Origin of the sequence: Amycolatopsis sp. CA-128772 (genome assembly GCF_002904295.1) — a bacterium.
GTDB lineage: Bacteria > Actinomycetota > Actinomycetes > Mycobacteriales > Pseudonocardiaceae > Amycolatopsis.
The window spans coordinates 72,903-89,871 of sequence record NZ_PPHG01000025.1; the positions used below are offsets into that span (position 1 = coordinate 72,903).

Genomic DNA, 16,969 nt, shown 5'->3' on the forward strand with positions numbered 1-16,969 from the left:
TCTGGGGGAGAGTCCGTCAGCGCCTCACTGGGGTACCCGGCCCGCCCGAGGTCACCTATTCAGGGGCGAGCGTCGAAGGCGACGGCCTGGTGCGCAACGTGAACCACGTCGGCGCACAGGTGGCCACCACCGTCAGCACGACGGCCAGCCCGAGTATCACAAGATATATCCACAAAGGACCGGACGGGAAGGGGCTGTCCGAGACCGCCGCGCTGAACGGCACCAGCATCGACGCGGCGACCAGGGTGCCGAGGAACACCCCGATGGCGGCCACGATCCCGGCCTCCACGGCCATCATCCGCATCACCTGCCCCCGGGTCGCCCCGATGAGCCGCTGCAGCCCGAACTCCCGCCGCCGGTCCGCCGTCGCCATCACCAGCGTGTTCACCATGGAGATCGCGGCGTAGACGAGCAGGAGCCCGACGATCAGGTAGTTGACCCAGGCGTTGCCCTGGGCCTCCGCCACGAACGCCTTCGTCAGCGCCTCGCGGCCGGCCACCTGCACGCCGTCGACGTCCCCGACCTGGCCGCGCAACGCCGTGAGCAGGTCCGCTTCCCCGGTGCCGGGTTTCGCCATGACGAGGATCCGGTCGGCCGCGCCCGCCGCCGTGTGCGGCGCCAGCGTCTCGGCCGGCACCAGCGCGGACGCGGAGGACGCCGTGGTCCGCAGCGTCGCGACGACGTCCAGGGTGACCCGGGACCCGTCGCCCAGCCGCATCACGATCTTGGCGCCGACCCCGACGCCGAGCCGCTGCGCGAGGTCCGCAGGCAGCGCGATCGTGTTCCCGTGCAGGTCGTCGAGCTTCCCGGCGGCGACGATGCTCCCCCACGCCTGCGCGATGCCGTCCGCGGTGACCCCGGTGAGGTCCACGCCGTCCTCGTCCTGCGTCGAATCCGACGGCTTTTCGTTGTACCCCTTGCTGGTCACGAACGCCGTGGCGCCGCCGACGCCGGGCGCCTGCTGCACCTTGGCGACCAGGTCCGAAGGCAGGTCCCCGGTCGCCGACGTCACCACGGCGTCGGCGAGCAGCGAGTCGGAGTACTGCTTCTCCGCCGCCGCCACCTCCGTGGTCTGGAAGTACAGCATGAAGATCGCCAGCCCGGTGGCGAGCATGATCGGCGTGACCGCGCCGGCCATCGGCATCCAGCGGGCCCGCGCGTTCAGCGAGGCCAGGTAGCCGGGCAGGCCGCCGAGCGCGTGGATCGGCCGGCGCAGCACGCCGACCAGCAGCCGGGTGAGCCCGGGGGCGAACAACGCGACCGCGGTCGCCACCAGCGTCACGGCCGGGCCGGCCGTGCTCGCCGCGAGCGGGCCGTCGACCACGGTGATCGTCAGGTAGGCCAGGGCCACCGCGCCGATCAGGCTCGACACACCCAGCCACAGCCGCGTCGGCGTCAGCCAGCGCGACGGGATCGCCGTTTCCCGCATCGCCTCGACGGGCCGGGTGCGGCCCGCGTACCGGGCGGCGACGAACGCCGCGCCCCACGCCGAGCCCAGGCCGACGACCGCGGCGGCGACGACCGGGTAGAGGCCCTGCTCGAACTTCAGCACCGGCTGGATCACGCCGAACCCGGTCAGCCGGCCGAAGAGCCAGTCGCCGAGCAGCATGCCCGGGACGATCGCCAGCGCCGTGCCCAGCGCGCCGATGATCATCGACTCGCCGGTGATCATCCGGCTCAGCTGGCGCGGGGTCGCGCCGATCGCCCGCAGCATGGCCACCTCACGGCGGCGCTGCTGCACCGAAAGGGTCAGCGTGCTTGCGACGACGAACATCGCGACCTGCGCCGCGAGGCCGCCGAACACGGCCGCGAGGATGATCAGCAGCTCCCCGTCGCCGGCCGCCCTGGCGAACTCGGCGGAGCCGCGGGCGTCGCCGGTCAGCGTCACCGCGTGCTGGTCCCGGACCGCGGCCGCGACCTGGGCGCTCACCGCGTTGACGTCGGCCCCGGGCGCGAGCTGCACCCCGAAGGCGTCGACCTGCCCGGCCGCGGACCGCAGCCCGCCGGCCTCGGCGGGTGAGAAGAACACCGCGTCGCCCGCCATCCGGCGCCCGGCGTCGGCGATCCCGGTGACCAGGTAGGAGTGGACGCCGCCGCGGACGGCGATGTCGACCTTGCCGCCGGCGTGCGCGCCGATCCGGCCGGCGGTGGCGGAGTCGAGCACCACCTCGCCTTCGCGGATCGGGGCCACGCCGTCGGTCAGCCGGTAGGGCGCCAGCTCCGCGGACACCCAGCTGTGGCCGGCCTGCGTGCCGGGCACGGACGAGCCGCCCGTGTCGGCGAGCACGTCGGCGTGGAAGGAGACGTCCGGGACCACGTGGGCGACGCCGGGCACGCCGCTGATCGTGTTCGCCAGGCCATCGTCGAGCCGGACGCGTTCGGACAGCGTCGCGGTTTCGTGGTAGGCGTCCTCGCCGTGGCCCACCGTGGGCAGGTCGTAGGACTGGTTGCCCGCCACGACGATCGGCGCGGCGGCCAGCCGCTGCGGCGGGATCACCGTCCGGATACCGGTTTCCATCAGGCCGCCGCAGGCGAGCATGACGGCGGTGCCGACGAACACCGAGACGAGGGTGGCGATGAAGCCACCGGTGCGGTAGCGCAGGGTGCGCAGGACGAGGGCCAGCATCAGCGCGTCAGCTCACTCAGCCAGGGTCCCTCCGGGGACCGTTGTTCGGTGCGGGCGACCAGGCCGGTCATCCGGCGGGCCACCTCTTCGGGGTTCGGCTGCCGCAGCTCGTCGACGACGCGGCCGTCGGCGAGGAACAGCACGCGGTCGGCGTAGGAGGCGGCGACCGGGTCGTGGGTGACCATCACGATGGTCTGCCGGGACGCGTTCTTCGATTCCCGCAGCAGGGAAAGGACTTCCTGCGCCGACCGGGTGTCCAGCGCGCCGGTCGGCTCGTCGGCGAAGATGACTTCGGGGTGCGTGACGAGTGCCCGCGCGATGGCCACCCGCTGCTGCTGACCGCCGGAGAGTTCCGCGGGCCGGTGGTGGCGCCGCTTGCCCAGCCCGACCTGCTCGATGACCCGGCCCACGAAGGCCGGGTCGGCCCGCCGGCCCGCGAGCCGCAACGGCAGCGTCACATTCTGCTCGACGTCGAGCGCGGGCAGCAGGTTGAACGCCTGGAACACGAACCCGATCCGGTCGCGGCGCAGCTTGGTCAGCTCGACCTCGCGCATCACACTGAGGTCCGTGCCACCCAGGGTGACCGTGCCGGAGGTCGGCTTGTCGAGGCCGGCCGCGCAGTGCAGCAGCGTGCTCTTGCCCGACCCCGACGGCCCCATCACGGCGGTGAACGTGCCGCGGGTGAAGCCGGCCGTCACGTTGTCGAGGGCGAGGACCTGGGCCCGGTCCTTGCCGTAGGCCTTGCGTACGGACAGCAGCCGCACGACTTCCCCCGTGTCGCCTTGCTGGTGCATCTGCGGCTCCTGACGTGGCTTTGCTTTTCTTCGATCTGGTACCGCGACCACGTTACGAAGGCCCGGGCCGATTTCCGAGGGTGCTAGGGAGCGGACTTATGCGGGGGTTAGCACTACCGCGGAGAACGTCTCCGGCTGCGCATAATGGGCGCCATGACTAGCGGAAGCCCGGTCGCCGCCATGACGCGGTCGCTGCTGCGCGACGGCGGCCTGGCGACAGTGCGCGGCGGCGCGCTCGCCGTGGTGGCGGTGACCGAACTGGTGATGTTCGTCGTCGTGGTCACCGCCGGCTCGCTGCTCGGCGTGGGCATCGGCCTCTTCGTGCTGCCCCCGGCCGTGCTGCTGATGCGGCACCTGACCAACGGCGTGCGCGTGTCGGCCGCGGCGTGGTCGGGTGTGCGGATCCCGCCGCCGTACCTGCCGGAGCCGGCGGGCGGCAGCTCGCCGCTGCGCCGCTGCCACCACCTGCTCGGCGACCGCGCGAACTGGCGGGACGTGCTGTGGCTGCTGGTCGACAGCTCCCTCGGCATCCTGCTCACCCTGACGCCGCTGCTGCTGATCCTGCACGGGCTGCGCGGGCTCGCGATGCCGTTCCTGATCGGGTCCGACGCGGCCGACTGGCTGGGCAGCTGGTACGTCGTGATCCCGGTGGACGACCAGCCGACGGCCTGGTTCGCGGCCATCCTCGGCCTGGCGCACTTCCCGCTCGCGCTGTGGAGCGCCCCCCACCTGCTCCGGCTGCACGCGCGGCTGGCGGCCACGTTGCTGTCGCCGACCGAGGTGACCCGGTTGACGAACCGCGTGCAGCACCTGTCGGAAAGCCGCGACGACGCGGTGGGTTCGCAGGCGACCGAGCTGCGCCGCATCGAGCGCGACCTGCACGACGGCGCGCAGACCCACCTCGTCGCCATGGGCATGACGCTCGACGCCGCGATGCGCGTGCTGGATTCCCACCCCGAAGCCGCACGGTCCTTGATGGACGAAGCCAAGAACAGCTCGGCGAAGGCGTTGCAGCAGCTGCGTGATCTGGTCCGCGGCATCCAGCCGCCGGTCCTGGTCGACCGCGGTATCGCCGACGCGATCCGCACCCTGGCCCTGGAAAACCCGCTGCAGATCGCGACGACGATCGACCTGCCGGGCCGGCCGTCCCTGGCGGTCGAGACGGCGGCGTACTTTTCGGTGTCCGAGGTGCTGAACAACGCGGTGAAGCACTCGGGCGCGCAGACCGGCGAAATCCACGTCCACCACGAGTTCGGCCGGCTGGTGATCAACATCAGCGACACCGGTTGCGGCGGCGCGAACACGGAGAACGGGACCGGGTTGCGGGGCATCGAAAAGCGGCTGGCCCCGCTCGACGGGTTCGTCACCATCCTCAGCCCGCTCGGCGGCCCGACGATGGTGACGATCGAGATCCCCTGCGCCCTCGAGCGCTGAGCTACCGGCGCTTCCCCCACCGCTCGTCGTCCGGTTCCCCGCCCCGCCGCACCACCTCGAGGTAGGCCCGGTCGGTGGCGAAACGGGCCGCCACTTCGGGTCCCTTCGCGACGGACCCGTGGCCGGGGATGAGGACGTCCGCCTGCCGGGCCGCCTCCTCCAGCCGGTCCAGCGCCGCCGGATAGGCGACCTCCTGCCCGTCGCGGCGCGGGTCCGGGAGCGGGATCAGGACGTCGGAAAGCATGTCGCCGACGATCAGGACGCCCCGGTCCGCGAGGAGAACGGCCGCGTGGCCGACGGCGTGGGCGTCGTGCTCGATGAGCTCGCCCGGCAGCGGTCCGCCGTCCGCGGGCAGCGGGGTGACGAGCGCGACCAGGTCGACCGGGACGTCCGGCGCGGTTTCCACCGCCATCGCCTGCGCACGCTCCCGGGCTTCGGTGGCCACCGCCGCGCAGGGGGCCGTGGCGTAGCGCGGGACGTCGCCGAAGCGGGGGTGCCAGAGCAGGTGGTCGAAGTGCGGGTGGGTCGAGAACCCGGCGACCACCGGGATCCCGAGCCGGTCGACGTCGTCGGCGAGCCGGTCCAGCTCGGCACCGGTGATGCCGGGATCGACCAGGACCAGCCCGGCCTCCCCGCGGACCACGATGCTGTTGCTCCAGACCCATTCGCTCTGCCGCACCCAAACACCGTCGGCCACCTCGTTCAGCATCGGTACACCGTGTCAGGCACTGCCGCCCCGTGCAATCACCACCGGCCGGCGCGTGTCCACGGCTTGCCCGGGCGGCGCGGGAATGGTTTACCGGTGGCGGACGGCCGCTCGCGGCGGCGAGCTTGCGGCGGCCCGCTCTGGCGATGCCGGCAGGGCCACCGCGATTTCCAGCACCGCTGGATGCGAGATCCGCGGGCCGATCGCGTGCTCGAGAGCGGGGTGGATGCCGGTGAGCAAGGCCCGGATGCGGTTTGCTGATCCGGGTCGCTTCGCCGGCCAGGTCGTCGTCGAACCCGACCAGCGCCTCCAGCTCGGCCAACGCGTCGTCACCGGCATCAACGAGCCGCAGGGACCACGAACAAGACCCCGGGAGCTCAGTGCTTCAGGTAGGCCAGCACCGCAAGCACCCGCCGGTTGGCGTCCTCGGACTGCGGCAGGTTCAGCTTCGCCAGGATGTTGTTGATGTGCTTGGAAACGGCCTTCTCCGACACCACCAGCACGCCCGCGATGTTGCTGTTGGACCGCCCCTCGGCCATCAGCTTCAGCACCTCGCGCTCCCGGGCCGTCAGGCGCTCCAGGCGGTCGTCGCGGGTGTTGTGCGTCAGGAGGCGGGTCACCACGTCCGGGTCCATCACCGTGCCGCCGACCGCGACCTGGCGGACCGCGTCGACGAACTGGTCGCCGTGGAACACGCGGTCCTTCAGCAGGTAGCCGACCGAACCCTCGCCGTCCGCGAGGAGCTCGTCGGCGTACAGGCGTTCCACGTACTGCGAAAGGACCAGCACCGGGAAGCCCTGCATCCGGCGGCGCGCTTCGATCGCCGCGCGCAGGCCCTCGTCGGTGAACGACGGCGGCAGCCGGATGTCCACGATCGCGATGTCCGGCCGCTCGCGCAGCATGGCCTCCAGCAGGTCCGGCCCGTTGTCCACCGCCGCGCAGACCTCGAATTCGTGCGCCTCCAGCAGCCGCACCAGGCCGTCCCGGAGCAGGAACTGGTCCTCGCCGATGACCACGCGCACTTGTCCGTCCCCCGCTGTCGAACCCGTTGACGACCACCATCATAGGGGCCGCTCAGGTGGGCTCGGCCACCACGCAGACACCCAGCGCGCGGTGGTGCGGGTCGTAGTCGGCCAGCACGAGCGGGCCGGCGGTGCCCTCCGCGAGCGGCGCCCACAGGCCCGTGCACGGGTACTCCGCCGGCGCGACGCCCGCGCCCGGCCAAGCCCCGGTCCGCGCGAGCCCGGGCCCGGCGACGGCGGTGCCCGGCGGCCGGAACCCGGCCACGGCGGCGGGCGCCACCCCCGGCACGGCAGCGGACCGGACCTCGCGGTCGCCGCCGGGCTCGAAGAGCAGGGCGGTGGCGGCGTCGCCGATCCGGTCCGGGACGTCGTACGGCGTGACGCCCTGGTCCATGATCAGGATCAGCACCCGCCGGAACCCGTGCCGCTGCACGTAGGAACCGGCGATCCGCAGCGCGCTGAACGGCGCCAGGGCGCCCTGCCCGGACACGGCGAACACGAGCGGCCCGCCCGGGAGCACGGCGGTGAGGTTCACCGGCGCCGACAGCCGTGGGTCGAACTCGGGCGCCGCGTGCGCGACGAGCGCGAGGTCGATCCGCTCGCCGGACAGGTGCCCGGCGAGCACCTCCCGCGCCATCTCGAGGAAGGTGTTGCCCCGCGCGTGCGTCACCCGGCTGGGCCGGAAACCGATCTCGTGCCCGCGGCTGAGGTCGGCGAAGTAGTGGTGCAGCTCGGGGACGTCGATTTCCCGGTCCCCGGGCCCGAACTCGCGCCGGACCACCAGGGCCAGGGGCAGCGGGAACGGCTGCAGCCCCGCCGGTGGCGCGGCGGACAGGGTCGTGGCGGCGGCCCGGTACATCGCCTAACGCTCCACGCCGGCGGCGGCCAGCGGGGCGAACTCGTGCAGGTGCTGGCGGCGCAGCAGGTCCGCCGGCTGGTCGCGTTCGCTGACCAGGTGCGCGCGCCCGCCGTAGACCAGCACCTCGGCCGGGTAGCCGTGGCTGAGGAACAGCACCGGGGACGCCGTCGGCCCGTAGGCACCGGACCGGGTGACGCCGATCAGGTCGCCGCTGCGCACCGGCGGCAGGGCGGCCTTCTTGGCGAGCACGTCGTTGGGCGTGCACAGCGGGCCGGTCACCTGCCAGGTTTCGGTGGCGGGCTCGTCGATCCGGTTGAGCAGCCGGACCGGGAAGTCGCGCTTGACGTAGGAGCCGATGCCGACCGCCGCCATGTGGTGGTTGGTCCCGCCGTCGGCGACGGCGAAGTTCTGCCCCATCGAGGTCTTGGTGTACCGGACGCGCACGACGTAGGTTCCGGACGTGGCGGCCAGGTACCGGCCGAGCTCCATGACCAGCCGCGTCGCCGGGTGCCGCTGCGCGAACTCGTCGATCACCGGGTTCAGCATCGAGGCCAGCACATCCCGGTCGAGGTCCCGTTCGCCGTCGAAGTACGCGACGCCGAGGCCGCCGCCGACGTCGACCATTTCCAGCGGGAACCCGATCTGCCGCGAAACGCGCTCGGCGAGGTCGAAGATGCGCCGCGTGTTCTCGACGATCGGTTCCTCGTCCAGGATCCGCGTTCCCATGTAGACCTGCACGCCCATCAGCCGCAGGTTCGGGTGCCGCTGCGCGAGCCCGGCCGACGCGAGCAGCTGCTCTTCGTCGATGCCGAACTGGCGCGGCTTGCCGCCCATGGTGAGACCCGAACCCTTGACCGCGAAACTCGGGTTCACGCGCAGCGCGACCCGGGCTTCGATCCCCCGCTCGCGCGCGAGGTCGTCGAGGAGCCGGAGTTCCCCGAACGATTCGCAGACGACGGTGTAAACGCCTTCGTCGAGGCAGGCGGCCAGTTCCGCCGCACTCTTGCCGGGGCCGAGGAAGATGATGTCGTTGCCGGCGACACCGGCCCGCCGGGCGGTGATCAGCTCGGCCATCGACGAGACCTCGGCCCGCGCGCCGTGGGCGTGCAGCAGGCCGCAGACCGAGATGTTCGGGTTGGACTTGAGGGAGTAGAAGATCTCCAGCCGGGGGTGCAGCCGTTCGCGCAGCGCGGTCAGCCGGCCGCCCAGCTCGTCGCCGTCGTAGACGAACAGCGGTGTGCCGTAACGCTCCGCGAGTTCGGTGATGCCGATACCCTGGATCTCGAACTCGACACTCATGAAGCGCTCCTCATTTCCGGAAGACCATGGCGGAAAAGGTCGACCCGAGGCCGACCGAGATCATCAAGTAGCAGGCCCCGGGCGCCAGCAGGCCCAGGCCGTTCGCGGTGTGGTAGTTGAGGAACGGGTCGGCGCAGAAGCTGTGCCCGGTCGTCCCCACGTTGTCCAGGAAGATCCGGCTGCGCGGGATGCCCAGCGCCCCGCTCGCACGCACCCACGAGATCTTGTTGACGTTGTGCGGCAACACCATGGCGATGTCGTCGACGGTCAGCCCGGCCGCCGCGACGGCCTCGAGCGCGACCTGCGCGACGGCGCCGGGGTAGATGCGCCGGAACTCCGCGGCCTGGTCGTCGTCGAGGATGACTTCGCCGCCCGGGCCGCCGAGCGTGGTGGTGGCGTAGCCGAGCATGGTGTCCTGCCCGTCGCCCGGTCCGACGAGCACCGCGGCCGTCGCCTCGCCCATGATCGCGACGTCGGGGATGACCTGCGCGGAGTGGGTGAAAGCCTTCTCCCCGGTGAGGATCAGGGCGAGCGCGTCGGGATCGCCGTCGGCGGCCAGCAGCGTGCCGCACAGGTCGACCGCGAGCAGCCCGGAGGCGCAGGCGTGGTCGGTGACGGTGAACATGGCCGCGTGCTCCAGCCCGAGCGCCGCCCGCACCCCGAGCATCGGGTTGACGGGGTACGGGCTGGCGGCCGGCATGGTCTTGGCGCGGACGACGTACCGGACGCGTTCTTCCTGCCCGGCCAGGAAATCCAGCTTACTGACCGCACCGAGCAGCATGTCCGCTTCGGGCTCGTCCGACCGGCAGACGTCAGAGAGGCCGTACATCCGCCGGAACCGCCGCAGCTGCGTGGCCGACAGCCCCAGCTCGTCCTGCAGCGATTCGATCGAGACGGTCGTGGGCACGTAAGCGGACACCGCCACCAGCGAAGTCATCGCGCCGTCAACCTCCATCGCCGGTTCTCCGAACGTGCTTGCCCGGCAAGGATTGCCGCGGACGCTGACGGTGCACTGACGACCTGCTGACCGGGCCCGGACCCCGCGGCACCGGTCTCCCGCGAGACGGCGTTCGAAGGCCGCCGTCAGGCCGGCGGCTCGCCGGACGCCTTCACCAGCAGCGCGTGCAACGTCTCCTGCTCCCCCGCGCTCAGCCGCCCCAGCAGCTCGCCGGTGACCGTGCTCGAAATCTCCTCCACCTTCCCGACTGTTGCGCGCCCCGCCTCGGTCAAGGTCAGCACGTGCCGGCGGCGGTCCTCGGTGTCGCGCTCGCGCAGCACCCAGCCGGCCGCCTCCAGCCGGTCGAGGACCTTCACCAGGTCGCTGCGGTCCAGGCCGAGGCGGTCGGCGACGTTCTGCTGGGACAACGGGCCGTATTCGCCGACGCACACCAGCACGTAGAACTCGCGCAGGGACACCCCGGAACCCGCCAGCGCCGCGTCGATGCGGCTGACGCCGCTGCGGTGCAGGTTCCCCATCAGGTACGTCGGCCAGCGCAGCAGCGCGCGGGGGCGGCCGGACGGCGACGTGGTCATGCCGGTCATCCTAGGGCAAGAACCGCGGGGTGGCACAATCGTAGGAATCCCCTACAGTATTCCTCATGAACGAAATCGCCCTCATCACCGGCGCCGGCCGGGCGCAAGGGCTGGGGTTCGCCGTCGCCCGCGAGTTCGCCACCCGCGGCCACCACGTCGTCCTCGGCGGCCGGGACCTCGGCCGGACCCGTGCGCTCGCCGGGCAGCTCGCCGCCGAAGGACTTTCCGCCGACGCCGTACAGCTCGACGTCACCCGGCAGACGGACATCGACGCCTGCGCCGGATTCCTGCGTACCCGCTTCGGCCGGCTTGACGTCCTGGTGAACAACGCCTCCACCATGCCGGACTTCACCGCGCTGTCCCTGCTCGACGCCGACCTGGCCGAGGCCCGCGCCGCCTACGAGGTCGACGTCCTCGGCGCCCTGGCGCTCGTGCAGGCGTGCCTGCCGCTGCTGCGGGCCGCACCCGGCGCGCGGATCGTCAACGTCTCCAGCGGCGCCGCCGGCCAGCTCACCGCCGGGACCGGCGGCATCCGGGCGCCCGGCCACTCGCTGGCGAAGTACGCCCTCGACGCGCTCACCGCAGCCCTCGCCGCCGAACTGCGCGAAAGCGGCATCGTGGTCACCGGGGTCGATCCGGGCTCGGTCGCCACCCACCCCGAGCGCGGCGACGACGCCGACGACCGCTCCCCCGCGGAAGCGGCCCTCGACGTCGTCGAAGCCGGTGCCGGCGCGCTCAGTGCCGGCGGCCGAGCGCCTCACGCTTGACGAACCCGATCACCCCGGTGGCGACGAACAGCACCGCGCCCACGATGATCAGCCAGAACAGGCTCTTGACGACGATGCCGAGCACGACGAGCGCGGCCCAGATTACGAGCAGGGCAACGAGGATTCCCATGGCGGTTTCCCTTCCGGACGGTCAGCACGGAGATACCCCGCGCGCGGGGCGGCTACTCCCGCCCGCTCCGGTGAGATCGCCGGACGTCACCTCCGCGGCAGCCCCTGCGGGTTGACTTCCGACGCGAGCAGCCCCTCGGACGTGAGGTTCCAGCGCTTGAGGACCTCCCCGTACTGACCGTTCTTGATGACGGTGTCGAGGGCCTGCTGCAGGGCCTTGACCAGCCCGTCGCCCTTCTTCGTCATCGCCGCGATGTCCGCCGGGATCGTGCCGCCGCCGGAGACCGTGCCGACGATCTTCGTCTTGCCGTCCACGGCCACGTGGTAGGCCGAGGTCGGGTTCGGGCCGGCGTAGGTGTCGATGCGGCCGGACTGCAGCGCGAGGTAGTAGTCCGAGGTGGTCTGGTAGTACTGGAACTTCACCGGCGCCAGCCCGGCCGCCTTGTTCGGTAGGTGGCGAAGTCGTACTGTCCTTGCGCTCCTCGGTCACGGTGATGTTCGACAACCCGGCGTCGAACTGCCGGTTTTCCACCGAGAGGACCAGGTTTTCCCACGACGACGCCCGCAGGTCGAGCTTCAGCCCGAGGACGTCGGCGACGAGCTGGGCGAGACCGGTTCGACGCCGATGACCGTTTTGTCGTCGTCGGCGCGGAACGACAGCGGCGGCGTGCCGTTGCCGGTGGTCCCGACCACCAGGGTGCCGCGGGCCCGGATGCCCGCCGGCACGAGCGCGGCGATCGCGTCGGCCTTCTGCGCGCGGACGCGGTTCTGGTTCGCGGTGATGTTCACCCCGCCGGGCCGGTCCGCCGTGGTGGCGGCCTCCGGGCTGCCGCACGCGGCGAGCGCGAAGGCCGAAGCGAGCAACAGCTTACGCAGTCTCATGGTTCTCCTGGAGCACTTTTTCGACGAAGGCGCGGGTGCGCGGATGACGGGGGTGGTCGAGGACTTCGGCGGGCGGGCCCTGCTCGACCACGCGGCCTTCGTCGAGGAAGACGACGGTGCCGGCGGCTTCGCGGGCGAACCCGAGTTCGTGCGTGACGACGACCATGGTGGTGCCCGCCGCCGCCAGTTCGCGCAGGACGTCCCGGACCTCGCCGACCAGTTCGGGGTCGAGCGCGGAGGTGGGTTCGTCGAAGAGCAGGACGTCCGGTTCGAGGGCCAGCGCCCGGGCGATGGCGACGCGCTGCTGCTGGCCACCGGAGAGCCGCCGCGGGTATTCGGCCGCCTTGTCCGCCAGGCCGACGCGGTCCAGCAGCTCGCGGGCCCGCGCTTCGGCCTCGGTCCGCGGCCGCCGTTGCGCGGAAACCGGCGCCTCGACGACGTTCTCCAGCACGGTCCGGTGCCCGAACAGGGTGAAGTTCTGGAAGACGAACCCGATCCGCGTGCGCTGCTTGAGGATCTCCCGTTCCTTGAGCTCCGGACCCGGACGGTCCCAACAGGACGGTCACCTCGCCCCGGCGCACCCGGAGGTCGACGCCGTCGAGCACGGTCAGCGCGCCGAAGCTCTTGTGGACGCCCCGGACGTCCACCATGAATTCCGCGGTCACGCCCGCCGCCGAGCCGCGCGCAGGCGCTGCAGCGGCTTCGGCGGCAGCGAGCGCTGCGTGCCGCGCCCGAAGTGGCGCTCGACGTAGTACTGCGCGACCGACAGGACGGTCGTCAGCGCGAGGTACCAGGCGGTCGCGACCAGCAGCAGCGGGATCACCCGGCCGCTGCGCGTGTAGATCACCTGGACCTGGTGGAAGAGCTCGGGCAGGGCCATCACGTAGACCCGGGAGGTCGCCTTCGGCAGGCCGACGATTTCGTTGGCCGCGGTGGGGACGATGGTGCGCATCGCCTGCGGCAGCACGATCCGGCGGAACTGCCGCCCGGCCGGGATGCCCAGCGCCGCGGCGGCTTCGCGCTGCCCGGCGTCGACCGACAGGAACCCGGCGCGCACGATTTCCGCGGCGTAGGCGCCCTGGTGCAGTACAGGATCGCCAGGTTGTACCAGAGCAGCAGCTGGAGAATGAGCGGCACCGACCGGAAGATCCACGTGCAGGTCCAGCTCACCGCGCGCAGCAGGGGATTCCGGGAAATGCGCATCAACGCCAGCACGGTCCCCAGCAGGAATCCGGCGACGACCCCGAACACCGTCAATTCCAGCGTCAGCGCGACGGCTTCCAGGATCGGTTTCCGGATGACGAACCGGGTGAACGTCGGCCAGTCGAACGCGGTGTTGGTGACGAGCGCGTGGCCGGCCATCGCGACGAGGACGGCCACCCCGGCGGGCAGCGCCTTGGAGAACCACAGCCGGGTCACCGGAACGGCGTCGACGTCGATGTGCGGCGTGTACCCCGTGGCCAGGTAGAGGGCGCGGGCCTCGGGCTGGTTCGGTCCGGTCGTCAGGTGGATCCGGGCGTACCCGCGGCGAGCCGCTTCGGCCTCGAGTTCGTCGACGACGCGGCGGGCGAGCCCGCGGCCGCGGTGGGCGCGGTGGGTCCGGATCCGCTTGAGTTCGGCGGTTTCGCCGTCGAAGCGCTGGAACGCCCCGCCGGCGACGGCGTGGCCGTCCTGCACGAGCAGCAGCAGGCCACCTTCCGGCGGCGCGAACCGTTCCACGGGGTATTCACGGAGTTCGAAGCGGACGTCGTTGAGAACGCGGTGATAACGCGGCGAATATTCGCGCGCGAGGTCGGCGGGCAATGGCCGGACCCGCGGATCAGACGGGGCGACCCAGACGGATTCGGGCATGGGAGTACCTGCTCCGGAAAAAGGGGGACGGGAAAACGCTGACGGTTCCCGACCCTATGAACCCGCGGCGTGCCGGTCAACGAGCGCTCGCCGGGTTCCGGATCCTGGACGCGCCCGCCGTCCCAGTTCTTGGGCACCGTTGCGCCCGGGGCGGCCCGGGGCGTCCACTCGGCGCACCCGCCACCGCCGAAGGGATCACCATGTCGGTCACCGACGAGCTCCTCACCCACAACGCGGACTACGCCGCGCAGTTCACCGGGCCGCTGCCGCTCCCGCCGTCCAAGCACGTCGCCGTGCTCGCCTGCATGGACGCCCGCATCGACGTCTACCGCGTGCTCGGCCTGCAGGAGGGCGAAGCCCACGTGATCCGCAACGCCGGCGGCGTCGTCACCGAGGACGAGATCCGCTCGCTGGCCATCAGCCAGCGGCTGCTCGGCACCGAGGAGATCATCCTCATCCACCACACCGACTGCGGCATGCTCACCTTCACCGACGACGACTTCAAGCGCTCGATCCAGGAGGAGACCGGCATCAAGCCGGCCTGGGCCGCCGAAGCGTTCGCCGATCTCGACGAAGACGTCCGGCAGTCCGTCGCGCGGATCCGCAACAGCCCGTTCGTGCCGAAGACGGATTCGGTGCGGGGCTTCGTCTTCGACGTCGCCACCGGGAAACTCACCGAAGTGCTTTGACGTCCGCGCCTTCGCCGAGGCGGTCGGGCGCTGACCTCAGCGCACCGGCCTCGCCCGGCGGTGGTCGCTTTCGCAGCCGGCGTGCACCGCCTGCGCCGTTCGAGTACCGGTCGTTTGCCGTTCCGCCCCACGGGTATTTTCCCAGGATGCGCCGTGAGGAGGCACGCCTGGATCTCGTGCGGCAGCCGCTGTGGGCGGCGGAGCTCGTCCGCACCGGTGAGCACCTGGTCGTCGTCGTGACCGGTGAGCTCGACATGAGCGCCCACCCCGGATTCGGGGACCGGCTGCTGGAGCTGACCGCCGGGGTCGCCGACCCGGTGGTCGACCTGAGCCGGGTCCGGCTGCTCGCCGCGGCCGGCGTCCGCCAGCTGTACCTCGTGGCCGACACCCTCGCGCGGGCCGGCCGCCGCCTGCGCGTGGTCACCGGCACCGGGCTCGCTCTGCGGGTACTGCGGGCCGCGCAGGCGACGGACGTCATCGAGACCTACGTGACGCTCACCGCGGCCGGTGGTGCCGCGCGGCCGGGTCCGCCGGTGCCCAGCGGCCTGCCGGAGCTCGAACAGCTGCGGCTCGAGGTCGCCGCGCTGCGCTCGAAGCTCGCCACCCGGCCGGCCGTCGCCCGCGCGCTCGGCGTGTTGGAGGAGCGCTACCGGCTGACCGACCTGGACGAGGCGTTCCGGCTGCTGCGGTCGGCTTCGCAGATCCACAACGTCAAGCTGGTGGTGCTCGCGAAAACCCTGGTGACACTGCCCCGCCCGCGCGGCCGCGCCTGGCTCATCGGCGCGCTGCAGCACCCGGCGCCACCGTTGAGCTTCGCCGCCGACCGCCCGGGGAGGACACCCGCCGCGGTCCTGGAGCGGCTGGTCCGGCGCGCCCTGGCGAGCACCGGGGCGACGGCGGGGTACGCGCAGCTGCCGGACGAAGCCGGCCTGCGGCTGGCCGCCCACCACGGGCTGGACAAGCAGTTCGCCGGCGCGTTCGCCCGGATCGACGGCGAGCAGTCGACGTGCACGGCCGCGCTGGCGAAGGGCGTCGCCGTGACGAGCACGGACATCGCCCTGGACCCGCTGTTCTCCCAGCCCGCCACCCGCCGCGCGCTGCTCGGCGCCGGGTTCACGACCGCGCGAAGCGTCCCGCTGACGTCGGCCGCCGCGGAGTGCGTGGGTGTACTGACCGTGTTGTCCCGGAACGCTTTCGCGGACCCGGTTCCGGAGCGGCTGGACAGGCTGTGCCGCGAAGCCGGTGCCTGGCTGCAGTGGTACCGCCACCACCAGGTGCTCACGGCCCTGCAGCACCTGCACGCCCGGGCGACCGCCGCACCACCCGGCTGACCGGACGGGCGCCGCCGGAATGCAAAGCGCCTGCAGCCACGACCCCGCCGGGCCCGGGAACCGCCCGCTCATGAACGCATCGCCGCCCGCCGAACCACCCAGCGGCGGCTGACCCCGCAACCCGCCCGGCTCGCGGGGCCGCAGCGCTCGAACCCCACGGCCCACCGCAACCCGCCCGGCTCGCCCGGCCGGACCTCAAGCGCAGCAGGTTACTCCCGCCACCGAAAACCGCGGTCCTTTGTAGACCCTCCTCAGTGCGTCTCGGTGCTGTAACCGCCGTCGATGGCGAACGTGGCGCCGGTGATGTTGCCCGCCACCCGGTCGCTCGCCAGGAAGGCCACCAGGTTCGCCACCTCCGCCGGCCGGGTGAAGCGGCCGGTCACCGCGTGGGTTGCGGCCTCCTCGGCGACCGCTCCCGGGTCCGCGCCCGTGGCCGCGGCCAGGGTTTCCGCCACGCCGCCGGTGCCGAGCCAGAGGTCCGTCGCCACCGGGCCCGGGCTGATCGCGTTGGCGCGGATGCCGCGGGGGCCGAACTCCTTCGACACCGACTTCGTGAAGCTGACCAGCGCCGCCTTCGCCGCGCTGTAGTCGATGACGCCGGGGTCCGGCAGGTGCGCGTTGACCGAGGCGATCGTGACGATGGTGCCGCGGCCCGCGGTCACCATCGTCGGCAGCACGGCCCGGGTGGCGCGGACCGCGCTCAGCAGGTTCAGCGTCACCGACCGGTTCCACTCGTCGTCGGTGACCAGCAGGAAGCCGTTCGGCCGGGGCGTCACCGCGCCGACGTTGCTGACCAGGATGTCGATCCGCCCGCGCTCGGCGAGGGCCAGCTCGGCGAGCCGGCCCGGGCCGTCCGGGGTGCCGAGGTCCACCGCCAGCGCGTCCGCTCTGCCCGCCCGGACCAGGGCCTCCAGGGCCGGTCCGGGGGTGCGCGCGCCGGCCACGACGTGCGCGCCCTCGGCGATCAGGGCTTCGGTGATGGCCAGGCCGATGCCCCGGCCGGCTCCGGTGACCACGGCGACCGCGCCGTCCAGTCCGAGGTCCACG

General features: G+C 72.3%; 16 protein-coding genes and 5 pseudogenes. 4 read left to right on the plus strand and 17 right to left on the minus strand.

Annotated features, from left to right (window positions below; all coding sequences use genetic code 11):
• Positions 1-55 precede the first annotated feature (55 nt).
• The gene (locus C2L59_RS10585; protein WP_103349354.1) at positions 56-2,626 is read right to left on the minus strand and encodes an FtsX-like permease family protein; all 2,571 of its coding nucleotides are present in this window, start codon (positions 2,624-2,626) and stop codon (positions 56-58) included.
• Complete coding sequence (locus C2L59_RS10590) at positions 2,626-3,420, minus strand: ABC transporter ATP-binding protein (protein WP_103349355.1); 795 nt, start codon at positions 3,418-3,420, stop codon at positions 2,626-2,628. The genes C2L59_RS10585 and C2L59_RS10590 overlap by 1 nt, the downstream gene beginning before the upstream one ends.
• A 153-nt stretch (positions 3,421-3,573) precedes the next feature.
• On the opposite strand from C2L59_RS10590, the gene C2L59_RS10595 reads away from it, so the two are divergent.
• Entirely contained in the window at positions 3,574-4,854 is a 1,281-nt protein-coding gene (locus C2L59_RS10595) for a sensor histidine kinase (protein ID WP_233223398.1), read from the plus strand.
• A gap of 1 nt (position 4,855) precedes the next feature.
• On the opposite strand, the gene C2L59_RS10600 is transcribed toward C2L59_RS10595, so the two are convergent.
• The 7 genes and pseudogenes from C2L59_RS10600 to C2L59_RS10630 all read right to left on the minus strand — a co-directional run bounded on the left by C2L59_RS10600 (position 4,856) and on the right by C2L59_RS10630 (position 10,273).
• The gene (locus tag C2L59_RS10600) at positions 4,856-5,563 is read right to left on the minus strand and encodes an MBL fold metallo-hydrolase (protein WP_103349357.1); all 708 of its coding nucleotides are present in this window, start codon (positions 5,561-5,563) and stop codon (positions 4,856-4,858) included.
• A gap of 91 nt (positions 5,564-5,654) precedes the next feature.
• Positions 5,655-5,915 (minus strand): annotated as a pseudogene (locus C2L59_RS10605) (transposase); the annotation flags it as partial.
• Between the two features lie 22 nt (positions 5,916-5,937).
• Entirely contained in the window at positions 5,938-6,582 is a 645-nt protein-coding gene (locus C2L59_RS10610; protein WP_103349358.1) for a response regulator transcription factor, read from the minus strand.
• 52 nt (positions 6,583-6,634) lie between these two features.
• Complete coding sequence (locus tag C2L59_RS10615; protein ID WP_103349359.1) at positions 6,635-7,441, minus strand: hypothetical protein; 807 nt, start codon at positions 7,439-7,441, stop codon at positions 6,635-6,637.
• Between the two features lie 3 nt (positions 7,442-7,444).
• Positions 7,445-8,740, minus strand: a complete 1,296-nt coding sequence (locus C2L59_RS10620) for a type III PLP-dependent enzyme (RefSeq protein WP_103349360.1) — start codon at positions 8,738-8,740, stop codon at positions 7,445-7,447.
• A gap of 10 nt (positions 8,741-8,750) precedes the next feature.
• Entirely contained in the window at positions 8,751-9,695 is a 945-nt protein-coding gene (locus tag C2L59_RS10625) for a 3-oxoacyl-[acyl-carrier-protein] synthase III C-terminal domain-containing protein (protein WP_233223399.1), read from the minus strand.
• A 128-nt stretch (positions 9,696-9,823) separates the two neighbouring features.
• Complete coding sequence (locus tag C2L59_RS10630) at positions 9,824-10,273, minus strand: MarR family winged helix-turn-helix transcriptional regulator (protein ID WP_199199006.1); 450 nt, start codon at positions 10,271-10,273, stop codon at positions 9,824-9,826.
• A 65-nt stretch (positions 10,274-10,338) separates the two neighbouring features.
• Here C2L59_RS10630 and C2L59_RS10635 point away from each other — a divergent pair, with 65 nt between their 5' ends.
• Complete coding sequence (locus C2L59_RS10635; protein WP_103349362.1) at positions 10,339-11,040, plus strand: SDR family NAD(P)-dependent oxidoreductase; 702 nt, start codon at positions 10,339-10,341, stop codon at positions 11,038-11,040.
• Here the strand turns inward: C2L59_RS10635 and C2L59_RS10640 are convergent.
• From C2L59_RS10640 to C2L59_RS50290, 7 genes and pseudogenes are all read right to left on the minus strand, one after another.
• Positions 11,009-11,170 carry a hypothetical protein gene (locus C2L59_RS10640; protein ID WP_103349363.1) on the minus strand — a complete coding sequence of 54 codons (162 nt, stop codon included), beginning with the start codon at positions 11,168-11,170 and terminating at the stop codon, positions 11,009-11,011. The genes C2L59_RS10635 and C2L59_RS10640 overlap by 32 nt on opposite strands.
• A gap of 86 nt (positions 11,171-11,256) precedes the next feature.
• Positions 11,257-11,592 carry a transporter substrate-binding domain-containing protein gene (locus C2L59_RS48770; protein ID WP_233223400.1) on the minus strand — a complete coding sequence of 112 codons (336 nt, stop codon included), beginning with the start codon at positions 11,590-11,592 and terminating at the stop codon, positions 11,257-11,259.
• A 103-nt stretch (positions 11,593-11,695) separates the two neighbouring features.
• Positions 11,696-11,749: pseudogene (locus C2L59_RS48775) on the minus strand (hypothetical protein); the annotation flags it as partial.
• Positions 11,746-12,051, minus strand: a complete 306-nt coding sequence (locus tag C2L59_RS48780; RefSeq protein WP_233223401.1) for a hypothetical protein — start codon at positions 12,049-12,051, stop codon at positions 11,746-11,748. The gene C2L59_RS48780 and the pseudogene C2L59_RS48775, both read right to left, overlap by 4 nt.
• Positions 12,038-12,701, minus strand: a pseudogene (locus C2L59_RS10650) (amino acid ABC transporter ATP-binding protein). The gene C2L59_RS48780 and the pseudogene C2L59_RS10650 overlap by 14 nt, the downstream one beginning before the upstream one ends.
• 11 nt (positions 12,702-12,712) lie before the next feature.
• A pseudogene (locus C2L59_RS50285) lies at positions 12,713-13,413 on the minus strand (amino acid ABC transporter permease).
• A gap of 144 nt (positions 13,414-13,557) precedes the next feature.
• Positions 13,558-13,902: pseudogene (locus tag C2L59_RS50290) on the minus strand (GNAT family N-acetyltransferase); the annotation flags it as partial.
• 200 nt (positions 13,903-14,102) lie between these two features.
• On the opposite strand from C2L59_RS50290, the gene C2L59_RS10660 reads away from it, so the two are divergent.
• Together C2L59_RS10660 and C2L59_RS10665 are read left to right on the plus strand one after the other, a co-directional pair.
• Entirely contained in the window at positions 14,103-14,591 is a 489-nt protein-coding gene (locus C2L59_RS10660) for a carbonic anhydrase (protein WP_103349364.1), read from the plus strand.
• A gap of 146 nt (positions 14,592-14,737) precedes the next feature.
• Positions 14,738-15,922, plus strand: coding sequence for an ANTAR domain-containing protein (locus C2L59_RS10665; RefSeq protein WP_146060305.1), 1,185 nt, complete (start codon positions 14,738-14,740; stop codon positions 15,920-15,922).
• Between the two features lie 251 nt (positions 15,923-16,173).
• On the opposite strand, the gene C2L59_RS10670 is transcribed toward C2L59_RS10665, so the two are convergent.
• Positions 16,174-16,968, minus strand: coding sequence for an SDR family NAD(P)-dependent oxidoreductase (locus tag C2L59_RS10670; protein WP_103349366.1), 795 nt, complete (start codon positions 16,966-16,968; stop codon positions 16,174-16,176).
• Between the last annotated feature and the right edge of the window lies 1 nt (position 16,969).